Source organism: Mycobacterium sp. IDUB_1 (assembly GCF_055419625.1).
The window spans coordinates 2,299,276-2,325,640 of sequence record NZ_JBVAYA010000001.1; the positions used below are offsets into that span (position 1 = coordinate 2,299,276).

General features: G+C 68.7%; 31 protein-coding genes. 13 read left to right on the forward strand and 18 right to left on the reverse strand.

What is annotated here, in order from left to right; genetic code table 11:
* The first annotated feature begins 30 nt into the window (after positions 1-30).
* Complete coding sequence (locus ACZYYX_RS11540; RefSeq protein ID WP_463814527.1) at positions 31-783, forward strand: SOS response-associated peptidase; 753 nt, start codon at positions 31-33, stop codon at positions 781-783.
* Positions 780-2,288, forward strand: coding sequence for a DUF7782 domain-containing protein (locus ACZYYX_RS11545; RefSeq protein ID WP_463814528.1), 1,509 nt, complete (start codon positions 780-782; stop codon positions 2,286-2,288). The genes ACZYYX_RS11540 and ACZYYX_RS11545 overlap by 4 nt, the downstream gene beginning before the upstream one ends.
* Here ACZYYX_RS11545 and ACZYYX_RS11550 read toward each other — a convergent pair.
* Positions 2,273-3,040: a class I SAM-dependent methyltransferase gene (locus ACZYYX_RS11550; protein WP_463814529.1), complete on the reverse strand. Its 768-nt coding sequence runs from the start codon at positions 3,038-3,040 to the stop codon at positions 2,273-2,275. The two genes, ACZYYX_RS11545 and ACZYYX_RS11550, sit on opposite strands and share 16 nt — an antisense overlap.
* A gap of 27 nt (positions 3,041-3,067) precedes the next feature.
* Between ACZYYX_RS11550 and ACZYYX_RS11555 the strand changes: the two genes are divergently transcribed.
* Positions 3,068-3,805 carry a YqjF family protein gene (locus tag ACZYYX_RS11555; protein WP_463814530.1) on the forward strand — a complete coding sequence of 246 codons (738 nt, stop codon included), beginning with the start codon at positions 3,068-3,070 and terminating at the stop codon, positions 3,803-3,805.
* Here ACZYYX_RS11555 and ACZYYX_RS11560 read toward each other — a convergent pair.
* Positions 3,790-4,635 (reverse strand): SDR family oxidoreductase, encoded by an 846-nt coding sequence (locus ACZYYX_RS11560; protein WP_463814531.1) that lies wholly within the window; start codon positions 4,633-4,635, stop codon positions 3,790-3,792. The genes ACZYYX_RS11555 and ACZYYX_RS11560 overlap by 16 nt on opposite strands.
* A gap of 10 nt (positions 4,636-4,645) precedes the next feature.
* Positions 4,646-5,134, reverse strand: a complete 489-nt coding sequence (locus ACZYYX_RS11565; RefSeq protein WP_463814532.1) for an aminoacyl-tRNA deacylase — start codon at positions 5,132-5,134, stop codon at positions 4,646-4,648.
* Between the two features lie 225 nt (positions 5,135-5,359).
* Here ACZYYX_RS11565 and ACZYYX_RS11570 point away from each other — a divergent pair, with 225 nt between their 5' ends.
* Together ACZYYX_RS11570 and rsrA are read left to right on the forward strand one after the other, a co-directional pair.
* A complete protein-coding gene (locus ACZYYX_RS11570) occupies positions 5,360-6,043 on the forward strand; it encodes a sigma-70 family RNA polymerase sigma factor (protein WP_463814533.1) in 684 nt (227 codons plus the stop codon).
* Complete coding sequence (rsrA, locus tag ACZYYX_RS11575) at positions 6,040-6,354, forward strand: mycothiol system anti-sigma-R factor (RefSeq protein WP_463814534.1); 315 nt, start codon at positions 6,040-6,042, stop codon at positions 6,352-6,354. The genes ACZYYX_RS11570 and rsrA overlap by 4 nt, the downstream gene beginning before the upstream one ends.
* 79 nt (positions 6,355-6,433) lie before the next feature.
* On the opposite strand, the gene ACZYYX_RS11580 is transcribed toward rsrA, so the two are convergent.
* Positions 6,434-6,526, reverse strand: a complete 93-nt coding sequence (locus tag ACZYYX_RS11580; RefSeq protein ID WP_104863173.1) for a 50S ribosomal protein bL37 — start codon at positions 6,524-6,526, stop codon at positions 6,434-6,436.
* Positions 6,527-6,650: 124 nt separating this feature from the next.
* Here ACZYYX_RS11580 and ACZYYX_RS11585 point away from each other — a divergent pair, with 124 nt between their 5' ends.
* A complete protein-coding gene (locus ACZYYX_RS11585) occupies positions 6,651-6,866 on the forward strand; it encodes a biotin/lipoyl-binding carrier protein (RefSeq protein ID WP_043414713.1) in 216 nt (71 codons plus the stop codon).
* A gap of 14 nt (positions 6,867-6,880) precedes the next feature.
* Positions 6,881-8,371, forward strand: a complete 1,491-nt coding sequence (locus tag ACZYYX_RS11590) for a sensor histidine kinase (protein WP_463814535.1) — start codon at positions 6,881-6,883, stop codon at positions 8,369-8,371.
* A 122-nt stretch (positions 8,372-8,493) separates the two neighbouring features.
* Here the strand turns inward: ACZYYX_RS11590 and whiB1 are convergent, their stop codons facing one another.
* The 6 genes from whiB1 to pcaH all read right to left on the reverse strand — a co-directional run bounded on the left by whiB1 (position 8,494) and on the right by pcaH (position 12,965).
* Positions 8,494-8,748, reverse strand: coding sequence for a transcriptional regulator WhiB1 (whiB1, locus tag ACZYYX_RS11595; RefSeq protein WP_046364816.1), 255 nt, complete (start codon positions 8,746-8,748; stop codon positions 8,494-8,496).
* 270 nt (positions 8,749-9,018) lie between these two features.
* Positions 9,019-9,975 (reverse strand): diacylglycerol/lipid kinase family protein, encoded by a 957-nt coding sequence (locus ACZYYX_RS11600; RefSeq protein WP_463814536.1) that lies wholly within the window; start codon positions 9,973-9,975, stop codon positions 9,019-9,021.
* A 62-nt stretch (positions 9,976-10,037) separates the two neighbouring features.
* Positions 10,038-10,400, reverse strand: a complete 363-nt coding sequence (gene pcaC, locus ACZYYX_RS11605) for a 4-carboxymuconolactone decarboxylase (protein ID WP_463814537.1) — start codon at positions 10,398-10,400, stop codon at positions 10,038-10,040.
* Positions 10,397-11,593, reverse strand: a complete 1,197-nt coding sequence (locus ACZYYX_RS11610) for a lyase family protein (RefSeq protein ID WP_463814538.1) — start codon at positions 11,591-11,593, stop codon at positions 10,397-10,399. The genes pcaC and ACZYYX_RS11610 overlap by 4 nt, the downstream gene beginning before the upstream one ends.
* A gap of 2 nt (positions 11,594-11,595) precedes the next feature.
* Positions 11,596-12,150 (reverse strand): protocatechuate 3,4-dioxygenase subunit alpha, encoded by a 555-nt coding sequence (gene pcaG, locus ACZYYX_RS11615; RefSeq protein WP_463814539.1) that lies wholly within the window; start codon positions 12,148-12,150, stop codon positions 11,596-11,598.
* A 29-nt stretch (positions 12,151-12,179) separates the two neighbouring features.
* Positions 12,180-12,965, reverse strand: coding sequence for a protocatechuate 3,4-dioxygenase subunit beta (pcaH, locus tag ACZYYX_RS11620; RefSeq protein WP_463814540.1), 786 nt, complete (start codon positions 12,963-12,965; stop codon positions 12,180-12,182).
* Between the two features lie 71 nt (positions 12,966-13,036).
* On the opposite strand from pcaH, the gene ACZYYX_RS11625 reads away from it, so the two are divergent.
* The gene (locus ACZYYX_RS11625) at positions 13,037-13,786 is read left to right on the forward strand and encodes an IclR family transcriptional regulator (protein WP_463814541.1); all 750 of its coding nucleotides are present in this window, start codon (positions 13,037-13,039) and stop codon (positions 13,784-13,786) included.
* Between the two features lies 1 nt (position 13,787).
* On the opposite strand, the gene ACZYYX_RS11630 is transcribed toward ACZYYX_RS11625, so the two are convergent.
* From ACZYYX_RS11630 to ACZYYX_RS11640, 3 genes are all read right to left on the reverse strand, one after another.
* On the reverse strand, positions 13,788-15,125 hold the full coding sequence (locus tag ACZYYX_RS11630; protein WP_463814542.1) for an MFS transporter: 1,338 nt from the start codon (positions 15,123-15,125) through the stop codon (positions 13,788-13,790).
* A 56-nt stretch (positions 15,126-15,181) separates the two neighbouring features.
* Complete coding sequence (locus tag ACZYYX_RS11635; protein ID WP_463814543.1) at positions 15,182-16,045, reverse strand: shikimate dehydrogenase; 864 nt, start codon at positions 16,043-16,045, stop codon at positions 15,182-15,184.
* Between the two features lie 194 nt (positions 16,046-16,239).
* A complete protein-coding gene (locus ACZYYX_RS11640; RefSeq protein WP_463814544.1) occupies positions 16,240-16,887 on the reverse strand; it encodes a TetR/AcrR family transcriptional regulator in 648 nt (215 codons plus the stop codon).
* A 78-nt stretch (positions 16,888-16,965) separates the two neighbouring features.
* Here ACZYYX_RS11640 and ACZYYX_RS11645 point away from each other — a divergent pair, with 78 nt between their 5' ends.
* The 3 genes from ACZYYX_RS11645 to ACZYYX_RS11655 are packed head-to-tail and all read left to right on the forward strand — an operon-like array spanning position 16,966 to position 19,677.
* Positions 16,966-18,774 (forward strand): bifunctional sugar phosphate isomerase/epimerase/4-hydroxyphenylpyruvate dioxygenase family protein, encoded by a 1,809-nt coding sequence (locus ACZYYX_RS11645; RefSeq protein ID WP_463814545.1) that lies wholly within the window; start codon positions 16,966-16,968, stop codon positions 18,772-18,774.
* Positions 18,775-18,823: 49 nt separating this feature from the next.
* Positions 18,824-19,267 carry a type II 3-dehydroquinate dehydratase gene (gene aroQ, locus ACZYYX_RS11650; RefSeq protein WP_463814546.1) on the forward strand — a complete coding sequence of 148 codons (444 nt, stop codon included), beginning with the start codon at positions 18,824-18,826 and terminating at the stop codon, positions 19,265-19,267.
* The gene (locus ACZYYX_RS11655) at positions 19,264-19,677 is read left to right on the forward strand and encodes a hypothetical protein (RefSeq protein ID WP_463814547.1); all 414 of its coding nucleotides are present in this window, start codon (positions 19,264-19,266) and stop codon (positions 19,675-19,677) included. Before aroQ ends, ACZYYX_RS11655 begins: the two co-directional genes overlap by 4 nt.
* Here the strand turns inward: ACZYYX_RS11655 and ACZYYX_RS11660 are convergent.
* From ACZYYX_RS11660 to ACZYYX_RS11670, 3 genes are read right to left on the reverse strand one after another with little or no spacing between them, the layout of a single operon-like run.
* Positions 19,626-20,111, reverse strand: coding sequence for an N-acetyltransferase family protein (locus tag ACZYYX_RS11660; protein WP_463814548.1), 486 nt, complete (start codon positions 20,109-20,111; stop codon positions 19,626-19,628). The two genes, ACZYYX_RS11655 and ACZYYX_RS11660, sit on opposite strands and share 52 nt — an antisense overlap.
* Positions 20,104-21,204, reverse strand: coding sequence for an isochorismate synthase (locus ACZYYX_RS11665; RefSeq protein ID WP_463814549.1), 1,101 nt, complete (start codon positions 21,202-21,204; stop codon positions 20,104-20,106). Before ACZYYX_RS11665 ends, ACZYYX_RS11660 begins: the two co-directional genes overlap by 8 nt.
* The gene (locus ACZYYX_RS11670) at positions 21,201-21,812 is read right to left on the reverse strand and encodes an acid phosphatase (RefSeq protein ID WP_463814550.1); all 612 of its coding nucleotides are present in this window, start codon (positions 21,810-21,812) and stop codon (positions 21,201-21,203) included. The genes ACZYYX_RS11665 and ACZYYX_RS11670 overlap by 4 nt, the downstream gene beginning before the upstream one ends.
* A gap of 82 nt (positions 21,813-21,894) precedes the next feature.
* Here ACZYYX_RS11670 and ACZYYX_RS11675 point away from each other — a divergent pair, with 82 nt between their 5' ends.
* Positions 21,895-22,698 (forward strand): ParA family protein, encoded by an 804-nt coding sequence (locus ACZYYX_RS11675; protein WP_463814551.1) that lies wholly within the window; start codon positions 21,895-21,897, stop codon positions 22,696-22,698.
* Here ACZYYX_RS11675 and ACZYYX_RS11680 read toward each other — a convergent pair.
* Positions 22,695-23,912: an Rv3212 family protein gene (locus ACZYYX_RS11680; RefSeq protein ID WP_463814552.1), complete on the reverse strand. Its 1,218-nt coding sequence runs from the start codon at positions 23,910-23,912 to the stop codon at positions 22,695-22,697. The genes ACZYYX_RS11675 and ACZYYX_RS11680 overlap by 4 nt on opposite strands.
* 6 nt (positions 23,913-23,918) lie before the next feature.
* Positions 23,919-25,388, reverse strand: a complete 1,470-nt coding sequence (locus ACZYYX_RS11685) for a DEAD/DEAH box helicase (protein ID WP_463814553.1) — start codon at positions 25,386-25,388, stop codon at positions 23,919-23,921.
* Between the two features lie 266 nt (positions 25,389-25,654).
* On the opposite strand from ACZYYX_RS11685, the gene ACZYYX_RS11690 reads away from it, so the two are divergent.
* Positions 25,655-26,365 (forward strand): ferritin-like fold-containing protein, encoded by a 711-nt coding sequence (locus ACZYYX_RS11690; RefSeq protein WP_463814554.1) that lies wholly within the window; start codon positions 25,655-25,657, stop codon positions 26,363-26,365.

The window sequence follows — 26,365 nt, forward strand, 5'->3', positions numbered from 1 at the left end:
CCTGTCGCTGGTTTCTGCCACCATGGGGTCATGTGCGGGCGATTCGCGGTGACCACCGATCCGGCGCTGCTGGCCGAGAAGATCAAGGCGATCGACGAGGCCACCTCCCAGTTGAAGGACCCGCCGTCTCCGAATTACAACGTGGCGCCGACGACCAATGTCGCCGCCGTCGTGAAGCGGCACACCGATCCCGACGACGAGTCGACGCGCCGCGTGCGGCTGATGCGTTGGGGTCTGGTCCCGCCGTGGGTCAAGGCCACCGACACCGGTGCACCCGAGACCAAGGGTCCGCTGCTGATCAACGCGCGCTCTGACAAGGTCACGTCGTCCCCGGCGTTTCGCAGCTCCGCCAAGGCCAAACGCTGCCTGGTGCCGATGGCCGGCTGGTACGAATGGAAGGGCGAAAAAGGTTCCAAAACACCGTTTTTCATGTACTCGACCGACGGTGAGCCGTTGTTCATGGCAGGCCTGTGGTCGACATGGCGGCCCAAGGACGCCCCGAAAGACGCTCCTCCGCTGCTGAGCTGCACGATCATCACCACCGATGCGGCGGGCCCGCTGGCCGAGATCCACGACCGCATGCCGCTGACGATCAGCGCCGATGACTGGGACCACTGGCTCGACCCCGACGCCCCGATCGACGAGGGGCTGCTGCGTGGCCACGGCGATCTGGATCGCATCGAGATCCGGGAGGTGTCACGCCTGGTCAACAGCGTGCGCAACAACGGGCCGGAGCTGATCGAGCCCGTCGAGCCGCAGCCCGAGCAGGGCACCTTGCTGTGAGCCTGCCGCTGCCCGACCCGGCGGTCGTCGACGCACTGGCTTCCGACTTGGTGGCCGCGCAGTACACCACCGACGGGGTGGGGGAGCTGCTCGGCGCCGACGCCGGTGGTGCATTCAGCAGGGGGCTGTGGTGGTCGGCGCTGCGCGCCACCGAAAAGGCGTCCGCCGCCGGCCAACCGTTGGCGACGCTGGTGCGACTGTTCCTGCTCGGCGCCGCCGAGCCCCGCGAGCGCGTCGCGCAGGCGTTCCCTCGCACGGGTGTCGACGCGTTGGCCGCCGCCGGAGTCGTCGAGCCTGCCGGGGCGGACGCCGTCGTGGCCGTCCTCGACATCCGGCCCCACGGCGACGGGGCGCGCGACTTCCTCGTCGTATCGGACCAGGACGCGGCGCTGCGCCCCGGCCCCGTGCGTCACGACCACGTTCTCGGCATCGGGGGTGCGTCGATCTCGTTGGCGCACGCGGTGATTCGGTCGCGCGCCGGCCGGGCCCTGGACGTCGGCACCGGCTGCGGCATCCAGGCGTTGCACCTGGCAGGGCATTGCGACGAGGTCGTCGCCACCGACACCAACGACCGTGCGTTGGCGTTGGCGGCAGCGACGGCCCGGCTCAACGACATGTCGTGGGATCTGCGGTCCGGCAGTCTGTTCGAACCCGTTGCAGGGGAGCGGTTCGACCTGATCGTGTCCAACCCGCCGTTCGTCGTCGGCGTCGGGGACCTCGATTACATCTACCGTGACTCCGGCATGGCTGGAGATGCCCTGTGCGAGGCCATGATTCGCGAGGTCGGTGAGCATCTGGAACCGGGTGGCACCGCGCAGATCATGGCGAACTGGATCGTGCGAGACGGGCAGGACTGGCGCGATCGGGTGCGGGGTTGGCTCGACGGCAGCGGGCTGCACGCGTGGGTGGTGCAACGGGAATTCGCCGATCCGATCAGCTACGTCTCGCTGTGGACCTCCGACGCGGGGGAACTGCCCGAGGAGGCGGCAAGGCGTGGCGGGCGGTGGCTGGACTGGTTCGACGCCGAGGGGATCGCCGGGGTCGGCATGGGCATGGTCGTGGTGCGCGCGCGACGCCGCGGCGAGGAACGGACGCCCGAGCAGATCTTCGAGGAGATCACCGGCGCCGACGAGCAGCTGACCGGTCCCGAGGTGGAGGCGTTCTTCGCCCGGCGCGAGTACCTGCACGGCACCAGCGACGACCAGCTGCTCGCCAGCCGCCTGAGCACCGCGCCGGTGTTCCTCGAGGAGCAGTCACTGCCGGGTCCTGACGGCTGGCAGACGGTCGGCGCCGCCGTTCGTCGCCCCGGCGGACCCGGTGCGGTCATCGGCGTCGACGAGGTGTCGCGGGCGTTGTTGGCCGGGTGCCGGGGCGAGGTACCACTCGGCATGCTGATCGACCTGCTCGCCGCCCATCACGGCGTCGATGCCGGCGCGCTGGCCGGTGCCGCGATGCCTGTCGTGCGGGAAGCCATCGGCCGCGGCATCCTCTACGAGGCGCGGTAGATGGCGGTGACCACGACGTAGGGGGACGTCACCGTGACAGCGCCCGAGGGATCGGTGTGCTGCTGGAGAGTCGCGGTGAACGCGTCGGCGAGATCCTGGCGCGCGGTGCCGGCGCGCTCGAACGTCGCGACGTGCATGGGTGAGCCGGTCTGCAGCCACTGCAGGGCGCGGGCGACGGACTCGAACTCCCAGCGATGTTCGCCGTGGTGGAAATCGAGGTCGTCGAAGTGCGCCAGCCGCTGCGCGGCGATCTGCTCGTCACCCCACTGATCGGGGGTGTAGGGCGCAGCCGGGGGCGGACCGAGCACCTCGACGATCGGGTCGAACAGCGGGTTGCCCCCGCGCCGCACCCACGCCGAGAAAGCCAGCACGCCACCGGGCGTGAGCAGCCGTTCGACTTCGGCGGTCTGCCGGTCCGGGTCGACGAAGATGATGCCCATGTTCGACACCGCGGCGTCGAACGACGACGGCGCCAGCCCGGTGTCGGCGGCATCGCCGACGGCCCACGTGATGTGGGGCGCACGCTGCGCGGCCAGGTCGATCAGCTCCGGGGTCAGGTCCACGCCGGTGACCTGCGCTCCCTGGGCGGCCGCGGCACGAGCAGCACTGCCGGTACCGCAGGCGAGGTCGACCACCGTGGCATGTTGCAGCGGGCGCCTCCGTGCGGCGGCGTCGACAACGCGAGAAGCGATGTGCGCAATACGGTCACCGACGGTGTCGTAACTTCCGCCGGCCCAGATCGACGAGGTCATACCGATCAGCGTGCCACGATGGGGCCCATGAGTGGGTTCGCCGTCGATGCGCCTGCGCTGTCGCGACCGGTGACCTTCGACCAGTTCTGGGCCGACCTGACGTTCGTGCACTGGCCCGTCGACCCGCACACCGTCGCGCCGTTCTTCCCGCCCGGCGCCCGGCCAGACGTCATCGACGGCGTGACCTATGTGGGCCTGGTCCCATTCAGCATGCGGAATCTGCGGCTGGGCAGCGTGGTGCGGCTGCCGTACTTCGGGACGTTCGCCGAGACCAACGTCCGGCTCTACTCCGTCGACGACGCCGGTCGGCACGGGGTGCTGTTCCGCTCCCTGGAGACCGAGCGACTCGCAGCGGTCGCGGCCAGCCGTGCAGCGCTCGGCATCCCCTACACGTGGGCGAAGATGCGGGTGACCCGCGACGACGAGAGCATCCGCTACCGCAGTGTCAGGCGCTGGCCGCAGCGGGGACTGCGCACCGAGGTGGCGGTGCGCGTCGGGGCGCCGATCGAGCCGACACCGCTGGAGGTGTGGCTGACCGCGCGGTGGGGCGCACACACCCGCAAGGCGGGCCGCACGTGGTGGCTGCCCAACGAGCACGCGACGTGGCCGCTGCACAGCGCCGAGATCGAGGTCCTGTCCGACGACTTGGTGGCGGCCGCGGGCGTGGTCAGCGCTGGGCCGCAGCTGAGGCCGCTCTACTCGCCGGGTGTACACGCGCGATTCGGCCGCCCCACGCGCGTCGCCGAACCTCAGGGCTGGGTGTAGCCGGGCGGGTTCGCCGCGTCGACCCAGAAGTCCACGCCCAGATCGGAACCGGGCACGCAGTCGTACACCGACAGATCCGTGACACCCGATTCCAGCAGCACGTCCTCACACAGCAGCGTGTTGCCGGTGTAGCTCGACGGCTTGGTCAGCACCGCGTAGGCCGCGTCGGAGTACACCTCGGGCTTGCGTGAGCGCTTCATGGATTCCTCGCCGCCGAGGAGGTTCTGCACCGCGGCGGTGGCCACCATCGTGCGCGGCCACAACGTGTTCGACGCGATGCCCGCCTCCCGCATCTCTTCGGCAATACCCAACGCGCACAACGTCATTCCAAACTTCGCCATCATGTACGGCGTCGGCTTGAGCCACGTGGACTCCAGCAGCACCGGCGGGGACAGCGTCAAGATGTGCGGGTTCTCCCGGCCCTTCATGTGCGGGATGCACGCCTGGGACACCGCGTAGGTGCCGCGCACCTGGATGCCGTTCATCAGATCGAACCGCTTGAGCGGAACTTCCTCGATCGAGCCGAGATTGATCGCCGAGGCGTTGTTGACGCAGATGTCGATCCCGCCGAACTGCTCGACCGCGGCTGCCACGGCCGCCGCCACCGAGTCCCCGTCGCGGACGTCGCCGACGATCGGCAACGCCTGGCCGCCGACCTCTTCGATCTCCTTGGCCGCGGTGTAGATGGTCCCAGGCAGCTTCGGATGCGGTTCCGCGGTCTTGGCGACCAGCGCGATGTTGGCGCCGTCGGAGGCGACACGTTTGGCGATCGCCAGCCCGATACCGCGGCTCGCTCCAGAGATGAACATCGTTTTTCCCGCAAGTGACATGGGCTTCACCCTAGAGCGCGGTGATCTCGGCGGTGACCGCGTTGGTCAGTCGGACCAGATCCTGCGGGGCGAGCGCGACGTCGAGGCCCCTCTTGCCCGCGCTGCACAGCACCCGGTCCCAGCCCAGCGCCGAGGAGTCCACCACCGTGGGCAGCGGCTTGCGCTGCCCCAGCGGGGAGATCCCGCCGAGCACGTACCCGGTGGAACGTTGCGCCGCGGCCGGATCCGCCATCGTCGCCTTCGCCGCTCCCAGCGCCGCCGCGGCGGCCTTCAGCGACAGCTTCGACGGCACCGGCAGGACCGCGACGCCCAACCCTTTCGGCAGCGCCACGACCAGCGTCTTGAAGATCTGCCCGGCGACCAGGCCGTCACCCGCAAGCGCTTCGACGGCCTCGTCACCGAAAGCCTCGCTGCGGGGATCGTGGTGGTAGGCCAGCACGGTGTGCGGCACACCGGCCGCCACCAGGGCTGCGATCGCCGGGGTCGCTGCGCGGGCCACCGGGACAGGGTACGACGAGGCTCGCGGGAACAGCTGTGCCGTTGCCGCTGTTGTCTCGATCAGCTGAGCAGGTGGCAGCTACAGAGAAAGTCGTCAGTCATGACCTCTAGGATCGACAGAAGGGGATAGATGGTGCCAACGTTGGCCGTAGAGGCCCCGTTGCGTCTGGTGCGTCTGCCGGATCGCCTCGATGGTGCCGCAACAGAAGGGACGGTGTTCCTGAGAATGACTGACACCGATGGGTCGGCTGCCGAAGCCACCCTCGATCCAAAAGCAAGCCTCGATCCAGAGACCACACCGGCCGCCGAGGAATCGGACGCCGAGCTGACCGCTCGTTTCGAGCGGGATGCCATTCCGCTGCTCGATCAGCTCTACGGCGGTGCGCTGCGCATGACGCGCAACCCCGCCGACGCGGAGGATCTGCTGCAGGAAACGATGGTCAAGGCGTACGCCGGGTTCCGCTCCTTCCGGGCGGGCACCAACCTCAAGGCGTGGCTCTACCGGATCCTGACCAACACCTACATCAACAGCTACCGCAAGAAGCAGCGCCAGCCGGCGGAGTATCCGACCGAGGAGATCACCGACTGGCAGCTCGCGGCCAATGCCGAACACACGTCGACGGGGCTGCGGTCCGCCGAGGTGGAGGCGTTGGAGATGCTGCCCGACAGTGAGATCAAGGAAGCCCTGCAGGCGCTGCCCGAAGATTTTCGGATGGCCGTCTACTACGCCGACGTAGAGGGCTTCCCCTACAAGGAGATCGCCGAGATCATGGATACGCCGATAGGGACGGTGATGTCGCGGCTGCATCGCGGCAGGCGCCAATTGCGCGAGTTGCTGGCCGATGTGGCCCGCGAACGCGGCTTCATCCGGGGCCAGCAGGCCGAGGCGACCCAGGAGGTCACGTCATGAGCAGCACGCAGGGCGGGTCCGACGAGGAACGCTGGACCCCGCCGATCGGTCCGATCGACCCCGAGCATCCCGAATGCGCCGCAGTCATCGCCGAGGTGTGGACGCTGCTCGACGGCGAGTGCACCGTCGAGACCCGCGACCGGCTGCGCCACCATCTGGCAGAGTGCCCCACCTGCCTGCGCCACTACGGCGTCGAAGAACGCGTCAAGAACCTGATCGCCACCAAGTGCAGCGGTGAGCGCGCTCCGGAGAGCCTGCGGGAGCGGCTGCGCATCCAGATCAGCCAGACAACGATCATCCGCGGGGGCTGACCCCACAACCCGCGCCAACGACGACGAACCGCCCGGCTTCTGTGAAGAAGTCCGGGCGGTTCGTCGTTGATCAGGGGCGTCAGCGCACTGACTTCGACCCGCAGTTGGGTCGCTTGCCGTGGTTGGCCTTGCTGTGCTTCCGATCGCGCTTCTTGCGGCCCCGCTTGGCCATCGTCCACCTCCGAATTGCTCGACTGATTGCAGCCATTGTCGCACGGGCCAGTTGGTGCTCTGTCCACAGCAGGGTGTGGTTCGATAGACCGGACAAAGACGCCGGTGGATGAGTGGGGTTGAAGATGGCCGAGGACGTTCGCGCGGAAATCGTGGCCAGTGTGCTCGAGGTCGTGGTCAGCGAGGGCGATCAGATCGGCGAAGGCGACACACTCGTGCTGCTCGAGTCGATGAAGATGGAGATCCCGGTGCTCGCCGAGGTCGCCGGCACCGTCAGCAAGGTCAGCGTCTCGGTCGGTGACGTGATCCAGGCCGGCGATCTCATCGCCGTCATCAGCTAGCCCGCTGCAGGTCCATGTCCACCCTCGGTGACCTGCTCGCCGAGCACACTGTCCTGCCCGGCAACGCCGTCGATCACCTGCACGCCGTCGTCGGCGAATGGCAGTTGTTGGCCGATCTGTCGTTCGCCGACTTCCTGATGTGGGTGCGCCGCGACGACGACCGCGTTGTATGCGTCGCGCAGGTTCGCCCCAACACGGCGCCGACCGTGCTGCTCGCCGACGCCGTCGGTACGGTCGCCAAGACCGCGACGGTACCGATCATCGCGACGGCCTTCGATTCCGGCGCCATCGGGCGGGCCACGGTCGACGGCACCGACGGTGGGCCCGGCCTGAACGTCGAAGCCGTCCCGGTCCGCCACGGTTCCCACGTCGTCGCCGTCCTGACCCATCAGACGTCGCTGGCGCCCCGGCAGGCGAGCCCGCTCGAGGTCGCCTACGTCGACTGTGCCGCCGATCTGCTGCTGATGCTCTCGGAGGGCACCTTCCCCAACGTGGGAGACCTGGCGATGTCACGGTCGAGTCCGCGTGTCGGCGACGGCTTCATCCGTCTCGACAAGGCCGGAGCCGTCGTCTACGCCAGTCCGAACGCGATCTCGGCCTACCACCGCATGGGGCTGACGGCCGAACTCGAGGGGCACAACCTCGTCAGCGTCACCCGACCCCTCATCTCCGATCCGTTCGAGGCGCAGGAGCTGGCGAACCACGTGCGGGACTCGCTGGCGGGCGGGTCCAGCATGCGGATGGAGGTCGACGCCGGCGGGGCCGCCGTCCTGCTACGCACGCTCCCGCTGCTGGCCCACGGCGCCGCCGTGGGGGCGGCGGTGCTGATCCGCGACGTCACCGAGGTGAAACGGCGTGACCGGGCGCTGCTGTCGAAGGACGCCACGATCCGGGAGATCCATCACCGGGTGAAGAACAACCTGCAGACCGTGGCCGCGCTGCTGCGGTTGCAGGCGCGCCGCACCACCAATCCGGAAGGTCGAGAGGCGCTCATCGAATCGGTGCGCCGCGTGTCGTCCATTGCCCTGGTGCACGACGCGCTGTCGATGTCGGTCGACGAAGAGGTGAACCTCGACCAGGTCATCGACCGGATCCTGCCGATCATGAACGACGTCGCCACCGTGGATTCGCCGATCCGCATCAATCGGCAGGGCGACCTGGGTGTCCTCGACGCCGACCGGGCGACTGCGCTGATCATGGTGATCACCGAGCTGGTGCAGAACGCCATCGAGCACGCGTTCGACAGCACCACGGCGACCGGGTGCGTGACGATTCGTTCGGAGCGGTCGGCGCGCTGGCTCGACGTGGTCGTGCACGACGACGGCCGCGGATTGCCCGCGGGCTTCAGCCTGGAGAAGTCCGACCGCCTGGGGTTGCAGATCGTGCGGACCCTGGTGTCGGCCGAACTCGACGGATCGCTGGGGATGCACGACGTCCCGGGCGGTGGAACCGATGTGGTGCTGCGGGTGCCGATAGGCCGCCGAGCCCGCACGACTCAATTCTGAGAATTGTGGCGGGCGCTGCCATTCTGTGCGTTCGCATTACGGATAGCTGGCGTGTAATTCAGTTCACACAGCGACGGCCCCGACTTTCGTCGGGGCCGTCGGCAGAAGTTCGCGTCGGAAGATCAGACGCCGGAGCGAGCCTTCGTGCGAGCGTTGCGGCGCTTGAGGGCGCGGCGCTCGTCTTCGCTCATGCCACCCCAGACGCCGGCGTCCTGACCGGAGTCCAAAGCCCAGCTCAGGCACTCCGCGGTGACGGGGCACCGGTTGCACACGAGCTTTGCGTCAGCAATCTGGGCGAGGGCCGGGCCGCTGTTTCCCACCGGGAAAAACAGTTCCGGATCCTCGTCGCGACAGACCGCCTTGTGGCGCCAATCCATGAGTTCTACTCCTTATCGTGTGCGCAGCGAAGCGCACGAGCTTTTTCCTTCGGCTGTTAACGCAAGCGCACCAAATGTTTCTGCGCTGTTGCATCCGATGCTTTCACAGGCTGAACAGATGTCAATAGCAGTTCGTTAACACGTGGGCTATCTCACTACAGCGGACCGTTTTCCGACCCTCAACTCCGTTGTACTACTCTTAACTCATCTGCGCCCTCGTTGAGGCCTGTGAAATCACTCCCAGATTGCTCCGGCGCAGCTCAGGACCGGTCAGGACGGATATTTTGCGGGCGGCGCCACCACCGCGAGCGCGTCCGGAACCGCAGTGAACGTCATTTTTTCGCGCGCACCGATGAAATCTCCGTCGATCTGACAGGCGACCGGCCCGTCACCGGTCACCGTCAGGCCGGCGAGGTCGTCGTCGCGCACGAGGTGCTTGGCCGTCAGCCGGGGCTTCCGGGAGAGCATCTGGCGGACCAGCCCCAGGTTGGCCCAGACATTCATGCTGGTCGTGGCGAACACACCGAGGCCCGTGTCGAAGGTGGTGTCCGGATTCGTCCACACCGGGCGGGCATTGGCGTACGTCCACGGGCTGGAGTTGGACACGAACGCGAAGTGCACGCCACTGATCGGTTCGCGGTCGGGCAGGTGCAGCGTCAGCGTGGGTTCCTCCCGCGCGCTCGCCAGCACCTCCCGGATCGCCACCCGGATGTAGCGGGCCGCGGTGACCTTGCGGCCCTTGGCGCGCTGTTCCTCGACCGCTGCCACGACGGCGCCGTCGACGCCCATGCCGGCGGTGAACACGCCCCAGCGCTCCCCGCAGTCCATCAGTCCGATGCGTCGCCACCTGCGGGTGCGCCGATACTCCGAGAGCAGGTCGACGAGTTGGTTGGTGGCCTCGAGGGGATCGGGGCTGATGCCCAGGGCGCGGGCGAACACGTTCGCCGACCCGCCGGGCACGACGCCGACAGCGGGGCCGCGGTTGGTCGGCCCCAACTCGCCGAGAATCCCGTTGACGACCTCGTTCACCGTGCCGTCGCCACCGTGCACGATCACCACGTCGACGCCGCCGCGGGCCGCTTCCGCGGCGATCTCGATCGCATGTCCGCGATGGTCGGTGTGCGCGACGGACAGCGTGGTGCGGCTCTCCAGCGCGTGGGCCAGTAAGTCGCGGCCCGCGGGCGTCGTCGACGTCGCATTCGGGTTCACGATCAGCACGGCACGCACGAGGGCTGAGCCTATCTGGGCCTATCCGGACGCCAGGTAGCCGCCGCGCAACTGGTCCGGGGCTAGTCCTCGAGGGCGCGGGCGGCGATGCGGAAAGCGGTGTTCGCGTCGGGCACCCCGCAGTAGATCGCGCACTGCAGCAGCACCTCTTTGATCTCCTCGACGGACAAACCGTTGCGCCGGGCGGCCCGCACATGCATCGCGAGTTCCTCGTGATGTCCCCGAGCGACGAGGGCGGTGAGCGTGATCATCGAGCGCGATCTGCGGTCGAGGCCGGGACGGGTCCAGATCTCACCCCACGCGTAGCGGGTGATCAGGTCCTGGAAATCGGCGGTGAAGGCAGTGGTTCCTGCCACGGCGCGGTCGACGTGCGCATCGCCGAGAACCTCACGGCGGACCGCCATACCGTCGTCGTATGTGCTCATCGTGTCTCCTCTGAATAGGCGGTGGCGCGGCGCAATGCGGCGTCGATCAGCTGATCGGCAACGCCGGTGTAGGTGGGGGCGGGCGGATGATCCACCAACGCGGCCATGGTCTGCTGCTCGGCGTCGATCCCTTCGGCGGCGGCGAGATCAGCTCGGGCCCGGTCGGCGTCGAACTGCAGTCCGGCCACCAGGTCGGCGGCTTGGTCGGCGGCGGCGACGGTGTGCCGGACCAACGTCCGCAGCGCAGCCCACTCGGCATGCCAGGCGCCGTCGGCGCGCTCGTCGACCGACGCCGCCGACGCGGCGTGCAGTGTTGCGGCCAACGGGGGTGCGGTCAGTGCTGCGCGGCGCAGCAGCACGGTCAGCACCGGGTTGCTCTTGTGCGGCATCGTCGAGGACCCGCCGCCCGTGCGCTCGACGAGCACGCCGCTGCGCGCGGCGGCCGATATGTCATTGGCGATGTGCCCCCACGCATCGCAGAGGGTGACCATCGCATCGCCGAGGCGGGTCAGCCGCGCTCGCGACGTGTGCCACGGAAGTGCCTGTCGGAGGCCGAGTTTCGAGGCGAGCGACGCTGACATCGCCATCGCGGCCTCGGTCGAGCCGGCCAATTCGGTCGCCGCGGCCATCGTCCCAGCCGCACCACCGGCCTGCACTGCGGGCTCCGGTACGCACCGCAGGGTGTCGACGGCGTCGAGCACTGCGCCCAGCCACACCGCGAACTTCAGGCCCGCGGTGCCCGGGAGTGCGGGCTGGGTCAACGTGCGGGTGAGCAGCGGGTCATGCCGATGAGTCCGGGCCAGCTCGGTCAGCGTTCGGAGTTGCCTGTCCACGTGTGCACGGAGCGCGGTGAGCGCGTCGCGCGTGCACAGCATCAGCGCGGTGTCGAGGACGTCCTGACTTGTCATTCCGCGGTGCAGCCATCGTGCGGTCTCGCCGTCGGCGCGTGACCGCAGCAGAGCGACGAGGCCGGTGACGGGGTTGCCGTCCTTCTCGGCGCCCACGGCGATCGCCGTCGCATCGGTGCGATCGACGAGCGCCGTCACATCGGCCGCGGCAGAGGCGGGAGCCACGCCATGCTCGACAAGCACTGCCAGCCAGGCGTTCTCGACCTCGGCGAGCGCGGTGAGAAACGCCTCATCGCTCATGACCGTGCCTGCGCGGTGATCCCCGGGGCAGAACATGTCGGTCATGGTCAGTGGCCCGGGTAGCGGAGGAACACCGTTTCGTCGGGGCCCTGCAGTGACACGTCGAATCGCAGTCCCGTTGCGTCGCGCTCGGCGATCAGCGTGCGGCGCCGATCGGCAGGCAGGGATGCCAGCAGTGGATCGCTGTCGAGCGCCGGTCCGGGCACGTATGCACGGGTGAACAAGCGGTTGAGCAGGCCCCGGCCGAACACGGTCACCATGATGAACGCGGCCCGATCCGGTGCAGCCGCACCGGGTTCGACGGTGGAGAAGGAGAAGGCGCCGGCATCGTCGGTCGCGGCGCGTCCCCAGCCCGTGAACGTCCATCCGTCGCGGCGCAGCGAGCCCGCCTCCCGCGGCACGACACCGTCGGCGCCGGCCTGCCAGATCTCGAGCAGCGCATCGGGTACGGGGTGGCCGTCGCCGTCGGTCACGGTGCCGTGAAATCGGATCGCCCCGGGCGATGACGGCGGCACGAGTTCGTTACCCCGGTCGAACGGCAGCGCGTAGCCGTAGAAGGGTCCGATGGTCTGCCCCGGTGTCGGGGCGTGCAGGGCGGTCATAGTCTGCTGGCTCTTCGCGCGAGCGCTCATCACTGCTGGTCCTCCTCGAAGACGGTGCGCTGTGCTCCGGTCAGCACGATGTCCCAGCGATACCCCGTGCACCACTCGTGCACCGCGACGTCGTGATCGTAGGTGGCGACGAGACGGTCACGGGCCTTCTGATCGGTGATCGACTGGTAGATGGGGTCCAGCGCGAACAGGGGATCGCCCGGGAAGTACATCTGGGTGATCATGCGCTGCGTGAAATCCGTTCCGAACAGCGAGAAGTGGATGTGGGCGGGGCGCCACGCGTTGTGGTGGTTCTTCCACGGGTACGGACCGGGTTTGATGGTCGTGAACGAGTAATTGCCGTGGTCGTCGGTGAGGCATCGGCCCACGCCGGTGAAGTTGGGATCCAGCGGCGCGGCGTGCTGATCGCGCTTGTGCGCATAGCGCCCGGCCGCGTTGGCCTGCCAGATCTCGACGAGCTGACGACGCACCGGGCGACCGGCGCCGTCGAGGATGCGTCCGGTGACGACGATCCGCTCACCGATCGGAGCGCCGCTGTGCGCAATGGTGAGGTCGGCGTCCGATGTGTGCACGTCGCTCTGCCCGAACGCCGGGGACCACAGTTCGATGCCCTCGGGATCTGCGTGGTGCAGGTCCTTGGTGGGGTGGCGCAACAGGCTGCTGCGGTACGGCGCATAGTCCAGCCGGGGCTGCGTCTCCTCGTGACCCGAGCGGAGGTAGTCCGACTCGATCGCCGCCATCTCGGCGCTGATCTGCGCCTGGCTCGCCGACGCGCTGTCGGGATCGGTGTCGATGATTGCTGTCATGACGCTGACGCTAGGCGGTGCCGATAGCGGGGCGGAAGACTAGACTTCCGCTGAGCGGAAGGATTCTCCTGATGGCCGGAAATGCTTCGACGGCAGGTGTCACGGTGACTCAACGTTTGCTGGCCATCGTCGGTGCGTTCGATGAGAGGCATCGCGCACTGGCGCTCACCGACCTCGCGCACCGGGCGGATCTCGCCCTTCCCACCGCGCACCGTCTGGTCGGGGAACTGGTGGGGGGTGGCGCATTGGAGCGTCGCCCGGACGGCCGTTACGTGGTCGGTCGGTTGCTGTGGCAGGCCGGCCTCCTCGCCCCCGTGACAGGACGGTTGACCCAGGTGGCGGAACCTTTCGTCAGTGACGTGTATGCCGCGACGCTGGCAACGGTCCACCTCGCGGTGCGCGACGGCGATCAGGTGCTCTACCTGTATCGGCTGGCGGGCCGGGCGTCGGTGCCGATCGTGTCCACGGTCGGCAGCAGGTTGCCGATGCACTGCACGGGGGTCGGGAAGGTGCTGCTCGCGCACGCACCCGCAGACGTTCGCGAAGGAGTCATGGCGAATTTGCGACGAGTCACTGCCAAGACGATCACCTCGCGTCACGTGCTCGACGGTCAATTGGAACGGATCCGACGGGATGGTGTCGCCATGACGGCCGAGGAGATGTCGCTCGGTGCGTGTTCGCTGGCGGTGCCGGTGATCCAAGCCTCGGACAATGCAGTAGCGGCCGCGCTCGGGGTGGTGGTACCCACCCTCAAGCGCGACCGCCAGCGGTTGATCGGTGCACTTCAGGTCGCCGCCCGGGGTATCGGGCGGCTCCTGTAACTCAATGTGCGACGAGCGTCCTCGGGGTCTCCACGGCGGAGCGGCCGAGCTCGGCCGTCGGAACATCCTTCGTCTCACGCGCGGTGAGGGCGGCGCCGGCCGAGATCAGGCAGACCACGGCGGTGAAGAGGCTGATGACGACCCAGCCGCCTTCGCGGACACCGCCGAGCGCGGTGACGATGGACGGGGCGAAGCCGGCGAGCAGGAAGCCCAGCTGCGTACCGATCGCCATGCCCGAGAACCGAACCTGGGTGGAGAACATCTCGCCGTAGAACGACGGCCAGACCGCGTTGGCCGCTGCGTAGCCGAACGAGAACGTCGCGATGGCCAGCGCGAATGTGAGCAGGTGATTGCCCTGGCTCATCGAGAGCATGTAGAAGGGCATCAGCGCCGCCGAGGCGAGAGCGCCGTAGATGAAGACCGGTTTGCGACCGATCTGGTCGGCGAGCTTGCCGAAGAGCGGCTGGGTGAACAGCGCGCCGACGTTGGCGGCCACGACGAGCCACAGGGTCAGATCTGCGTCCAGCCCGACCTTCTTGCCGTAGGCCAATGCGAGATTGGCGAACACCGTTGACACCGCGGCGATGAAAGCGCAGAGGACGACGCGCACGACGTCACGCCAGTGGTGGCGCATCAGTGGCACCAGCGGCATGCGGGCGATGGTGCCGGCGTTCTTGGCTTCGGTGAACTGCGGGGTCTCGTGCAGTTGGCGGCGGATGAAGTAGGCGACCACGACCACGGCGGCGGAGAGCCAGAACGGAACTCGCCAACCCCAGCTGTACTTGGCTTCATCGGGCAGGGCCATGAAGGGGATCATCACCAGCGAGGCGAGGATCAGACCGCCCTGGGTGCCGGTCAACGTCCACGAGGTGAAGAAGGCCCGTCGGTCGTCGGGGGAGTGTTCCAGGGTCAGCGAGCTCGCGCCTGCCTGCTCGCCGGCGGCCGAAAGGCCTTGCAGCAGGCGGCAAATCACGAGAAGCGCCGGCGCGGCCCAGCCGATGGTGGCGAAGGTGGGCAGGCAGCCGATCAGGAACGTCGACAGGCCCATCAGCACGAGGGTGAACATAAGGACCCGTTGCCGGCCGATGCGATCGCCGAAATGGCCCAGGATGACTGCGCCGACGGGGCGTGCGATGTAGGCGAAGCCGAAGGTGGCGAAGGACATCACCAGCGCCGCCTCGTCGCCGGAGGGGAAGAACACCTGCGGGAAGATCAATGCGGCGGCCGAGCCGAACAGGAAGAAGTCGTAGTACTCGACTGCGCTGCCCATGAAGCTGGCGAGCGCAGCCCGCCTGGGCGTCTTCTCGGGGAGGGCCCCGGGTTCTCGGGTGGTGGTCATCGGTGACTCCTTTGGCGAATTGTGCCGGATGGCGGGTTTTTTGAGGGCTGAACTGATCACTCGACGACCAGGGAGCGGAAGTGCTTGGACATCCGTTCCGCGTCGGGGGTGATTCCGGTGATGAGGGCGAAGGCATCGGTCGCCTGGTACACCGCCATGTGACCGCCGTCGAGCGTGCGGCACCCCGCGGCACGCGCTGCCTGCAGCAATGCGGTGTTCAGCGGGCGGTACACGATGTCGGCCACCCAGAGCCGCGGGTGCAGCAGTGCCGGCGAGAACGCCATGCCCGGGTGAGCGGCCATACCGGTCGGGGTGGCGTGCACGACCCCGTCGCTGACGGGCAGCAGGTCGGGGAGGTCGTCGAACGCCGCCGCGGCCACCCGGGCGTCGCGATGTCGGCTGCCGAGCTCAGCGGCGAGCCGCCCCGCGCGGGCGACGTCGAGATCGACGATGTGGAGGTCTCGGCAGCCGAGGCGCACCAGCGCGTCGGCGACCGCGGTGCCCGCCCCACCCGCGCCGACGAGGACCACCCTGTCGGTGGCGGCGTCAGGAAGTCCTTCGGTGAAACCATGGGCGAAGCCCGTGACATCGGTGTTGTAACCCCGCGTACGTCCGTCTGCATCGAAAACCACCGTGTTGACCGCGCCGAGTGCTGCGGCGGCGGGGTCGATGTCGTCGAGGTGCTCGACCACCAGCTGCTTGCAGGGGTGGGTGATGTTCAGCGCGTCGAATCCGAGCGCTCGCGCCCACGACAGCACCTCGCCGATGCGGGTGGGGGAGACGCCCAGTTCGTCCAGGTCGATCGTGCGGTACACGTAGTCGAGTCCCTGGGCGCGTGCCTCGGTCATATGCAGTGCGGGGGTGAGCGAGGGGCCGACGCCGGTGCCGACCAGGCCGACGAGGTGGGGACGGGGATTCATTCGGGCCTCTCGTTAATGTACTAACTGGTTAGTACGCAAAGTAGAGCACTGTGGTGCGGGTCGCGTCAAGAGTGGATTGTGATCCGTCCCATACCCCGGTCAGGGCGCGAGCAGACGCGAACTCGCGCGAAAGGACCCGCAGAGCGCGAGTTCGCGTCTGTCCCCTACTTCGTGGGCCCCACGCGGGAGAGAAGTCAGCCGACGGGCGCGGTCAGCCAGCCCACGACGACGTCGCCGATCATCCTGCGCAGGTGGGCGCGCTGGGAGATGTCGGTCAGGTCGATGTCGAAGAGGTAGCCGAAGGTGTAGCGGTTGGCCACCTGGAACACGCAATAGGCGCTGATCACCAGGTGGACGTCCAGCGCGGTGACGTCCGACCGGAAAGCGCCGGCGTCCCGCCCGTCGCGCAGGATCTCGTCGAGCAGGGAGGTAGCCGGCTGGGACAGCTCCGGGAGTTCCCGCAACTGCCGGATGAATTCGCCGCGGTGGATGTTCTCGATCGACACCAGGCGGACGAAGGCGTCGTGGGCGATGTGATGGTCGAACGTGACTTCCGCCAGACGGCGGATGGCCTCGACGGGGTTGGCATGGTCGACGGTGAGCTTCTGTTCCGCCTGCCGGATGCCGCGGTAGGCGTCTTCCAGAACTGCCAGGTAGAGCTGCTCTTTGCCGCCGAAGTAGTAGTAGATCATCCGTTTGGTGGTGCGGGTGCGTTCGGCGATCTCGTCGACGCGGGCACCGGAGTAGCCCGATTCGGCGAACACCTCGGTGGCCACGGCCAGCAGCTCCGCTCGGGTGCGCTCGGCATCCCGCTGCAGTTCGGCTTTCGGCTTGGCGGCCATGGTGGCTGAGCTTACTGTTCGCCCGCCGGGAGGATCAGCGGTCTTCCGCGTTAATGAACTAATTGGTACATTGCTGTGATGAAGACCTCGATCGCCACTGTCTCGCTCTCTGGATCACTGGTGGAGAAGCTGCACGCCTGTGCGGCCGCGGGGTTCGACGGTGTCGAGATCTTCGAACCCGACCTGATCGCCGGCGCCCACTCACCGGAGGAGATCCGGGCGCTGGCCCGTCGTCTCGGCCTCACCCTCGACCTGTACCAGCCGCTCCGCGACCTCGAGGGGGTCGACGAGACCGCGTTCGCCGACAATCTTCGGCGCGCGGCGGCCACCTTCGCCACCGCCCAGCGGCTCGGAATCGAGACGGTCCTGGTGTGCAGCAACGTCGCGACCGCGACCGTCGACTCCGACGAGGTCTCCGCCGCGCAGCTACGCCGCATCGGCGACGTCGCACAGACCTACGGTGTACGGATCGCGTTCGAGGCGTTGGCCTGGGGCCGCTTCATCGACGACTACCGGCGCGCGTGGCGCGTCGTCGAGCTCGCCGATCATCCTGCGGTCGGGGTGTGCCTGGACAGCTTCCACGTGCTCTCCCTGGGACACGATCCGGCGCAGATCTCCGAGATCCCCGCCGACAAGATCTTCTACCTGCAGCTCGCCGATGCGCCCGCGCTGACGATGGACGTGTTGTCGTGGAGCCGCCACCACCGACTGTTCCCGGGCGAGGGGGCGTTCGATCTGACCCGCTTCGTCAGCTGCGTGCTCGCCGCGGGTTACACCGGGCCGCTGTCGCTCGAGGTCTTCAACGACACCTTCCGCCAGACCGACCCGGGGCACACCGCGATCCACGCGCTGCGTTCGCTGAAGTGGTTGCAGGACAAAGTCGCTGTCGCCAACCCGGAAGGGTGGCGGCCCGATCTCGCGACGCTGACCGCAGCCAAGCCGCCCACGGCGTTCGACTTCGTCGAGCTCAAGGCCGAAGACACCAGCGAGGTGGAGGTGTTGCTGGGACAGCTGGGGTTCACGATGCGGGGTAGGCACCGCACCAAGCCGGTGGCGTTGTGGTCGGCGGGGGACGCGCGCATCGTGCTCAACGAACAGCAGGCCCGCGACCGCGCTCCGCATGTCGCCGCCCTCGGCCTGCAGGTGCCCGACGCCGCCGCCACTTCGGCCAGGGCTTCTCAGCTGATGGCGCCGCTGGCCTACCGCCGCACCTACGCCTCCGAACAGCCTTTCGGCGCCGCCGTCGCACCCGACGGCACCGAATTCTTCTGGATCCCCGAAGCGCACGGCGCCCCCGAGTGGGTCGCCGAGTTCGACGGCGGCGTGGCCGACGACGAGCCCAGCCCCATCCGCGCAATCGACCACGCCAACCTCACCCAGCCCTGGCAGACGGCCGAAGACACCGTGCTGTTCCTGCGCAGCGTGTTCGGCCTGACCCCGGACGCGCCCGCCGAGGTGCCGGGGCCGACGGGCCTGATCCGCAGCCAGGTGATGCGTACCGACGACGGCGCCGTCCGGATCCCTCTCAACGTCGCGCCGCATGTGCTCGACCACTCCGGCCTGGCCCAGCATGTCGCGTTCTCCTGCTCCGATGTCGTCGGGGTGGCGCAGCGCGCAGCCGACCGCGGCCTGGCTTTTCTTCCGGTGTCGGACAACTACTACGACTACCTGCAGGGCCGATTCGGCCTCAGCGCCGACGAGGTGGCGCAGCTGCGGGCGCTCAACCTGCTCTACGACCGGGTGCCGGGCTCCCCGGGCGACTACTTCGTGCACTTCTACACCCGCACGGTGGGGTCGGTCTTCTTCGAGTTCGTGCAGCGGTTCGGGCACTACGACGGCTATGGAACCGACAATGCCCCGGTCCGACTCGCCGCCCAGCGGCACTGACACCAGCTCGCCTCGACACTCGCTCCAGCCGCGCCGGTACCGTACGACCGTGACCACACGCCGCCTCCTTCTCGTCAACGGGCCGAACCTCAACTTGCTCGGCACCCGGCAGCCCGAGGTGTACGGATCGACCACGCTCGCCCAGATCGAGGCGATGGTCGGTGACGTGGCCGCGGAACACGATCTGGCTGTGCGCGCGGTGCAGAGCAACCACGAGGGCGAACTCATCGACGCCATCCAGGCGGCCCGTAAGGATTGCGTGGCGATCGTGATCAACCCGGCGGCCTACAGCCACACCTCGGTCGCCATCGCCGACGCGCTCCGCTCGGTCGACCTTCCGGTCGCCGAAGTGCATCTGAGCAACATCCATGCGCGCGAACAGTTTCGGCACCACTCCTACGTGTCTGCGGTCGCCGACATGGTGATCGCCGGCGCCGGGCCGCTCGGCTACGAGATGGCGGTCCGCTACCTGGCGGACAGGCTCGCGCCGTGACGCCCGGGCCGGTGCGGGTGGCCGGTGGGATCGCCGCGCTGCAGGGCGCGCTCGCGCTGGTCATGGCCGTCGTGCTCGTTGTGCGGGAAGCCGCAGGACACCACGAGGACGCGATCAGCGGCTACGGCACCGCGGTGTGGTTCGTGATCATGGGGTCGGCGGTCGCGGCCGCCGGCTGGGCCCTGCTGACCGGGCGGCGCTGGGGCCGCGGCATCGCGGTGTTCGCCAATCTCGTCCTGCTGGGTGTGGCCTGGTACGTGTACAGCTCCGGACGGCTCGGCTATGCGGTCGTGGTGGCCGCCGTGTCAACCGCCGTGCTGGGTCTGCTGTTCAGCCCCGCGGGGTTGGCGTGGTTCACTCAGGCGGATTCCGGTGCGAGCGCGGACAATTCGGGTCCCGACACCCGGTAGGTGAGCCACTCGGTCTGCGGACGCCCGCCCACCCCGTCGTAGAGGGCGATCGCGTTCGTGTTCCAGTCGAGTACCGCCCAGGTGAGCCGGGTGTACCCGTGGTCCACGCACTCGCGGGCCAGCCTGGCCAACAGTCGGCGGGCCAGCCCTCGTCGCCGGAATTCGGACCGCACGAACAGGTCTTCGAGGTAGACCCCTGCCACGCCGTCCCAGGTGGAGAAGTTGCGGAACCACAGCGCGCCGCCTGCGGCCCGGCCGTCGACCTCGGCCAGTAGGCCGTAGACCACGGGGTTGTCGCCGAAAAGCGCGTCTCGTAACTGGGTTTCGGTGACCGTGCACTCCGCCGAGGCTTTCTCGAAGGCGGCCAGTTCATGGATCATCGCGGTCAGCTCGGCTTCGTCACCCGGGCGCACCACCCGAATCGACTCACTCATCGCGCACTCCCAACGCTGCCAGGATCGTCTTGAATTTCGTTGTGGTCTCTGCCAACTCGTCGTCAGGATCGGATTCTGCGACGATTCCGCCACCGGAATGCGCGACGGCGGCGCGACGGTCGGCCGACAGCTGCGCGCAGCGGATGGACACGACCCAGCGGCCGTCGCCGCGTTGATCACACCAGCCCACCGTGCCGGCGTAGAAACCGCGGTCACCTTCGAGTTCGGTGATCAGTTCGGTCGCCGCAGCAGTCGGGGAGCCGCCGACGGCCGGGGTCGGGTGCAGGGCGACCGCGAGATCCAGCGCCGTCGTCGACGTCTCCCGCAGACGGCCGGTGATCGGGGTGTAGAGGTGCCACACCGCCGCGGTCTTCGTCAGGAGCGGCTGCTCGGCGATCTGAAGATCGGTGCACAGCGGGTCCAGGGCATCGCGCAGTGCGTCGACCACGAGCTGGTGCTCATGCCGGTTCTTGGCCGAATCGGCCAACACTGCACCGCTTTTCGCGTCGGCCTCGGGATCGGCGAGTCGCGGCGCCGACCCCGCGAACGGTCGGCAGGCCACCTGCTGGCCGCGGCGCGCCACCAGCAACTCCGGGCTGGCTCCGATCAGTGCCGCGCCGGAATGGCCCTCGCCGGCCGCCGACAGGTCGACGAGATACTTGACGGCCTGTCCGTCCTTGCCGGCGAGTCGGTGCAGCAGGGTGCGCGCATCGAGCGGCCCGTCAGCACCGACCGTCAAGGCCCGGGCGAGCACCACCTTGCGCAGCGCCGTCGCCGGATCGGCGAGGCGTTCCAGAGCGACCGCGACGCGTCGGCGGTGTTCACCCGCATCCGGCGTCGTCGCGGTGATGCGCGCGGGGGGCAGCTCACGCAACGGCCACGCGGGCAGCTCAGGGGTGAAGCGAATGGTCTGAGGCCGGATCAGCGCGGCCGGTTGGCTCAGGTCGAACGGCAACGCACCGACGATGATCGGCGCACTGTGCGACGCGAGCGCGGCCCGCGCATCGGCGATCCGGGGGAACGCGGTGTGCACGCCGTCGGCGACCACCACCTCGTCCGGTCCGGCCAGGACGAACGTCGGCTCCCTCGTCACGTGGACACGGCGGGGTCGGGACGACCGGTCAAGCCCAGCGCGCTGAGCTGACGGACCCCGTGCTCGAAGCCGCACACCGCGATCGACACGGCAGGCATCGCGAAGCGGATGCCCTCGTAGACGGGCTGTTCGATCCAGCGGGTGATCACCGCGCGGGAGAAGTGGCCGTGGCCGACGAACACCACGTCGCGGGTCTCCATGTGCTCGAGCGCCACCGCGATCGCGCGGTCGGCGCGCTCGCAGACCTGCGCCGTGGTCTCCCCGCCGGGACAACCATGCGTCCACACCAGCCAGTTCGGCACCGCCTTGCGGATCTCTTCGGTCGTGGTGCCCTCGTAGTCGCCGTAGTCCCATTCACTGATCAGCGGGTTGACCTCGTCGATGTGCAGCCCCGCGAGCTCGGCGGTGGTCCGGGCGCGCACCCGCGGGCTGCTGATCACGAAAGGGTTCTGCAGTCGCAGCTGGGCCACGGTCTCGGCGGCGGCCGAGGCCTGAGCGCGCCCGTGCTCGGTGAGCTCGAGTTCCGTGCGTCCGGTGTGCTTCCCGGATTTCGACCATTCGGTCTCGCCGTGGCGAAGCAGGATCAGCCGGTGTTGCAGAAGTGCCACAGTGTCCGATTCTGCCGCAACGTCAGGTTCTGCCGCGCGAGCGGGACCTCCGAACGGCGCGGTCGGGGCAGAGCGTGCCAAGATGGGAGCTGTGACGCGGGTACTGGCGGTCGCCAATCAAAAGGGTGGGGTCGCCAAAACGACGACGGTGGCGTCGCTGGGTGCGGCGATGGTGGAGATGGGCAAGCGAGTGCTGCTCGTCGACCTCGATCCGCAGGGCTGTCTGACGTTCTCGCTTGGGCAGGACCCCGACAAGCTCGCGGTCTCGGTGCACGAGGTGCTCCTCGGCGACGTCGAGCCCGACACCGCGCTGGTCGACACGGCCGAGGGGATGACGCTGCTGCCGGCCAACATCGACCTCGCCGGCGCGGAGGCCATGCTGCTGATGCGGGCCGGCCGCGAATACGCCCTCAAGCGGGCGCTGGCGAAGCTGACCGACCGCTTCGACGTCGTGATCATCGACTGCCCGCCCTCTCTGGGGGTGCTCACCCTCAACGGCCTCACCGCGGCCGACGAGGTGGTGGTCCCGCTGCAGTGCGAGACGCTGGCGCACCGCGGCGTGGGTCAGTTCCTGCGCACCATCAACGACGTGCAGCAGATCACCAACGCCGACCTGAAGCTGCTCGGCGCGCTGCCCACGCTGTACGACTCGCGCACCACCCACAGCCGTGACGTGCTGTTCGATGTCGCCGACCGCTACGGGCTGCCGGTGCTGGCGCCGCCGATTCCGCGTACCGTGCGCTTCGCCGAGGCCAGCGCGTCGGGGTCCTCGGTGCTGACGGGCCGCAAGAACAAGGGCGCGGTCGCGTACCGGGAGTTCGCGGAGTCGCTGCTCAAGCACTGGAAGAACGGCAAGGCGCTGGCGACCTTCACGCCGGAGCTCTAACTCCCTGACAACCCGACGATCTCGTCGCCCCGCTGTTCCACCACCGTCGATCCCGCGACCGCCGGTACGACCGGCCCGTCGACGGGCGGTCGCTGCACCGCGATGTGGCGCTCACCGGCGCCGCTGACCGGATCGAACACGTCGTAGCCCGTCGTGACCGGCACGAGCAGGCGGCCCGCCATGATCGTCGCCGGGCCGACGGGCTTGTCGGGCCCTTTCGCCGCGACAGTGTAGCGATAGCGAAAACCGTTGGCGGAGAACACCATCACGGCGTCACCGGTCCACCACGTGATCACGTCCCCGACCCGCGACATCGTCGCGTCGGATGCCGGCGCGCCGGGCACCACGGTGCTGTCGACGGTCGCGCCGGTTTCGTCGACGATGTCCAGCCGGGGCTTCGGGGTGGGGACGTAGAGCGCCGTCGTGGTGTCCGACACCGCCACCACGCGCGCACCGGTGCCGTCGGCAACCCCCTTCTGCGGCACGTACTTGAGCTCCGGGGTGTCCTCTTCGTCCGACGGTCGCAGCAGCGTCAGCCGCACATCGGCCTGATCGGGGCACGCTTCGAGCACCGAGACCGCCGTGGAACTCGCCGCGGCCGAGGTGAAGCGGCACTGCGACGAGGCCGGCTTGCCCGGGTTCAGTGGCGCGTCGAGCGCCCCGTAACTGAGCATCCGCACCATGTCCGAACGCCACATCTCGAGCCGGGTGTCCCCGGCGGACAGCACGGTGGTGCCGTCACCGGACAGCGTGACCTGCTTGTCGGCGTAGCTGGTTCGTGTGGGTCCACGCATCCCGGTGCGGGCGTCAACGGCGCTGACCTGCCCGCATCCCCGCACGTCGGGATAGACGGCGACGGCGTAGTTGTAGACCCACGTGACCCCGCACAGGTCGAGATCGCGGGTGTAGCTCCACAGGCTGTTCCCGGTGGCCGGGTCGCGGCCTTCCATGGTGCGGCCGTCGCCGGTGACCACCGCGCCGGCGACGACGAGCGGCTGGCTGGTCCGGGCGCTGGGCGCGGTCCACACCTGGCGCAACGTTGCGGGTACGGCGGTGGCGGGGGTCAGGGTGGGCACCGGTGCCGCCGCAGGCGTGCTGATCGTGGCCCTGGCGTCACTGGTCCACCAGATGATCGCTGCGACGAGCGCGACGACAGCGACGATCGCCACCGCCGCCACCACATCTGAGCGGGTGCGGCGCTCGGGTCTGACCATGCGGCGCTAGTTGGCGGCCGCGGCCTTGTTCGGCCTGCGCCGACGACGCCGTCGCGGCGCCCGGGTGGCCTCACCGGAATCAGCCGGCTGCGCCTCGTCGTCGGCGGGCTGCTCACCCGTCTCCGGGTGCGAACCGACCGGCTCGCCGCCACGGGTGCGGCGGCGGCTGCGGTTCCTGGCCGGACGTTCGGTGCGCTCACGGGGCTCACGGGTGGGCTTCTCGGTGCTGCGGCTGGGCCCGCCGATCGAGCCGCCGACATCGGTCGGGATGTTCAGCTCTTCGTAGAGGTGCGGCGAGCTCGAGTACGTCTCGGCGGGGTCGGGTGTCTCCAACCCGAGCGCTTTGTCGATCATCGACCAGCGGGGCAGCTCGTCCCAGTCGACCAGCGTCACGGCGATGCCGGTCTTGCCTGCACGGCCGGTCCGACCGATGCGGTGCACGTACGCCTGCTCGTCTTCGGGGATCTGGAAGTTGATGACGTGGGTGATGTCGTCGATGTCGATGCCGCGCGCCGCGACGTCGGTGGCGACGAGCACGTCGACCTCGCCGGTGCGGAACGACTTGAGCGCCTTCTCGCGGGCGCCCTGCCCGAGGTCACCGTGGACGGCGCCGACCTTGAAGCCGCGCTCGGCGAGTTCGTCGGCGACTTTCTGGGCGGTGCGCTTGGTGCGTGTGAAGATCATCGTCGCGCCGCGGCCGTCGGCCTGCAGGATGCGGCTGACCATCTCGACCTTGTCCAGCGCATGCGCCCGGTAGGCGAACTGCTCGGTGGTGTCGTGGGTGGCCGAGCCCTGAACGCCCTCGGCGCGGATGTGCGTCGGCTGGTTCATGAACGTGCGGGCCAGCGTGATGATCGGGTCCGGCATGGTCGCCGAGAACAGCATGGCCTGCCGCTCGGCGGGGATCTGCTTGAGGATGCGCTCGATGTCGGGCAGGAAGCCCAGGTCGAGCATCTCGTCGGCCTCGTCGAGGACCAGCGTGGAGAGGCCGCCGAGCTGCAGGTGACCCTGCTGAGCGAGGTCGAGCAGCCGGCCCGGGGTGCCGACGACGACGTCGACGCCCTTCTGCAACGCTTCGATCTGCGGCTCGTACGGGCGGCCGCCATAGATCGCGGTCACGGTCAACTTGCGGGTGTCGTCGGCCATCAGGTACTTCGACGCGCCGACCAGGTCTTCGTAGACCTGGATGCACAGCTCGCGGGTGGGAACGACGATCAGCGCGCGGGGGATGCCGGTCAGCGGGCGCTGCGTGTCGGTGGTGATCCGGTGGAGCAGCGGCACGCCGAAGGCGAACGTCTTGCCCATACCGGTGCGGGCCTGGCCGATCAGGTCGTCGCCGGCCAGCGCCAGCGGCAGCGTCAGCTCCTGGATCGCGAAGGCGTGTTCGATGCCGTTCTCGGCGAGGGCGCGCACGATCTCGTCGCGCACCCCCAGCTCGGCGAACGTCGGAGTGGGATGCGGGGTCACGGGTGTCATAGAGGGGAGAGACCTTTCACTTGTCATCTCATGCGTTTCCACGCGCGCACGAGTTGAGAAGTGAACTTCGCTGCGGCCCAGCTCTGTTGGGGCGGGCCGTGCGGTAACTCGAGACTGTGCACGCACATTGTCACGGTGCCTGCGGCGTGTCACACGCCAGCCCTGACCTGGATCGATCGGTCGGCCGATCCGCCGACACCGGGCTCCATGCTAGCTGGTCGGCCGGTGCTCAGTCACATGCACCGCTGCCGTCTACAGTTGCAGCCATGACTTCCACGCCGCCGGCGGCCTCTGCATCTGCCCCCGCAGCGCAGCCGGGTGCCGCGTCCGCGGCGCTGCCGGCTGACCATCCCGGCGTCGTCGAACTGTTCGCTCTACTGGCATACGGCGAGGTCGCAGCGTTTTATCGGCTGACCGAGGAGGCTCGGATGGCGCCGAACCTGCGGGGTCGGATCAACATGGCCAGCATGGCGGCGGCGGAGATGAGCCACTACGAGGTGCTCCGCGACGAGCTGGAGCAGCGCGGTGTCGACGTCGTGCCGGCGATGACGCGGTACGCGTCCGCCCTGGAGAACTATCACCGCCTGACCACCCCCAGCACCTGGCTCGAAGCGTTGGTCAAGACCTACGTCGGTGACGCGCTGGCGGCCGACTTCTACCTCGAGATCGCCGACGCGATGCCCGGCGCGGTAGCCGACGTCGTCAGGTCCGTGCTGTCAGAGACCGGGCACTCGCAGTTCGTGGTCGCCGAGGTGCGCGCCGCGGTGACGGCCAGCGACCGGCAGCGGCACCGGCTGGCGCTGTGGTCGCGCCGGCTTCTCGGGGAGGCGATCACTCAGGCCCAGTACGTGCTGGCCGATCACGACGAACTCGTCGACCTGGTGATGTCGGCCGGCGGACTGTCGCAGATCACCGAGTTCTTCGACCGGCTGCAGCAGACCCACAGCACCCGCATGCAGGAGCTGGGGCTGGCCTGA

Bases quoted from the DNA above. Each gene is read 5' to 3' on its own strand.
- ACZYYX_RS11540 (WP_463814527.1), top strand. From the start codon at position 31: ATGTGCGGGCGATTCGCGGTGACCACCGATCCGGCGCTGCTGGCCGAG.
- ACZYYX_RS11550 (WP_463814529.1), bottom strand. From the start codon at position 3,040: ATGACCTCGTCGATCTGGGCCGGCGGAAGTTACGACACCGTCGGTGAC.
- ACZYYX_RS11555 (WP_463814530.1), top strand. From the start codon at position 3,068: ATGAGTGGGTTCGCCGTCGATGCGCCTGCGCTGTCGCGACCGGTGACC.
- ACZYYX_RS11560 (WP_463814531.1), bottom strand. From the start codon at position 4,635: ATGTCACTTGCGGGAAAAACGATGTTCATCTCTGGAGCGAGCCGCGGT.
- ACZYYX_RS11570 (WP_463814533.1), top strand. From the start codon at position 5,360: ATGACTGACACCGATGGGTCGGCTGCCGAAGCCACCCTCGATCCAAAA.
- rsrA (WP_463814534.1), top strand. From the start codon at position 6,040: ATGAGCAGCACGCAGGGCGGGTCCGACGAGGAACGCTGGACCCCGCCG.
- ACZYYX_RS11580 (WP_104863173.1), bottom strand. From the start codon at position 6,526: ATGGCCAAGCGGGGCCGCAAGAAGCGCGATCGGAAGCACAGCAAGGCC.
- ACZYYX_RS11585 (WP_043414713.1), top strand. From the start codon at position 6,651: ATGGCCGAGGACGTTCGCGCGGAAATCGTGGCCAGTGTGCTCGAGGTC.
- ACZYYX_RS11590 (WP_463814535.1), top strand. From the start codon at position 6,881: ATGTCCACCCTCGGTGACCTGCTCGCCGAGCACACTGTCCTGCCCGGC.
- whiB1 (WP_046364816.1), bottom strand. From the start codon at position 8,748: ATGGATTGGCGCCACAAGGCGGTCTGTCGCGACGAGGATCCGGAACTG.
- pcaC (WP_463814537.1), bottom strand. From the start codon at position 10,400: ATGAGCACATACGACGACGGTATGGCGGTCCGCCGTGAGGTTCTCGGC.
- ACZYYX_RS11610 (WP_463814538.1), bottom strand. From the start codon at position 11,593: ATGACCGACATGTTCTGCCCCGGGGATCACCGCGCAGGCACGGTCATG.
- pcaG (WP_463814539.1), bottom strand. From the start codon at position 12,150: ATGACCGCCCTGCACGCCCCGACACCGGGGCAGACCATCGGACCCTTC.
- pcaH (WP_463814540.1), bottom strand. From the start codon at position 12,965: ATGACAGCAATCATCGACACCGATCCCGACAGCGCGTCGGCGAGCCAG.
- ACZYYX_RS11625 (WP_463814541.1), top strand. From the start codon at position 13,037: ATGGCCGGAAATGCTTCGACGGCAGGTGTCACGGTGACTCAACGTTTG.
- ACZYYX_RS11630 (WP_463814542.1), bottom strand. From the start codon at position 15,125: ATGACCACCACCCGAGAACCCGGGGCCCTCCCCGAGAAGACGCCCAGG.
- ACZYYX_RS11635 (WP_463814543.1), bottom strand. From the start codon at position 16,045: ATGAATCCCCGTCCCCACCTCGTCGGCCTGGTCGGCACCGGCGTCGGC.
- ACZYYX_RS11640 (WP_463814544.1), bottom strand. From the start codon at position 16,887: ATGGCCGCCAAGCCGAAAGCCGAACTGCAGCGGGATGCCGAGCGCACC.
- ACZYYX_RS11645 (WP_463814545.1), top strand. From the start codon at position 16,966: ATGAAGACCTCGATCGCCACTGTCTCGCTCTCTGGATCACTGGTGGAG.
- ACZYYX_RS11660 (WP_463814548.1), bottom strand. From the start codon at position 20,111: ATGAGTGAGTCGATTCGGGTGGTGCGCCCGGGTGACGAAGCCGAGCTG.
- ACZYYX_RS11675 (WP_463814551.1), top strand. From the start codon at position 21,895: ATGGGAGCTGTGACGCGGGTACTGGCGGTCGCCAATCAAAAGGGTGGG.
- ACZYYX_RS11680 (WP_463814552.1), bottom strand. From the start codon at position 23,912: ATGGTCAGACCCGAGCGCCGCACCCGCTCAGATGTGGTGGCGGCGGTG.
- ACZYYX_RS11685 (WP_463814553.1), bottom strand. From the start codon at position 25,388: ATGACACCCGTGACCCCGCATCCCACTCCGACGTTCGCCGAGCTGGGG.
- ACZYYX_RS11690 (WP_463814554.1), top strand. From the start codon at position 25,655: ATGACTTCCACGCCGCCGGCGGCCTCTGCATCTGCCCCCGCAGCGCAG.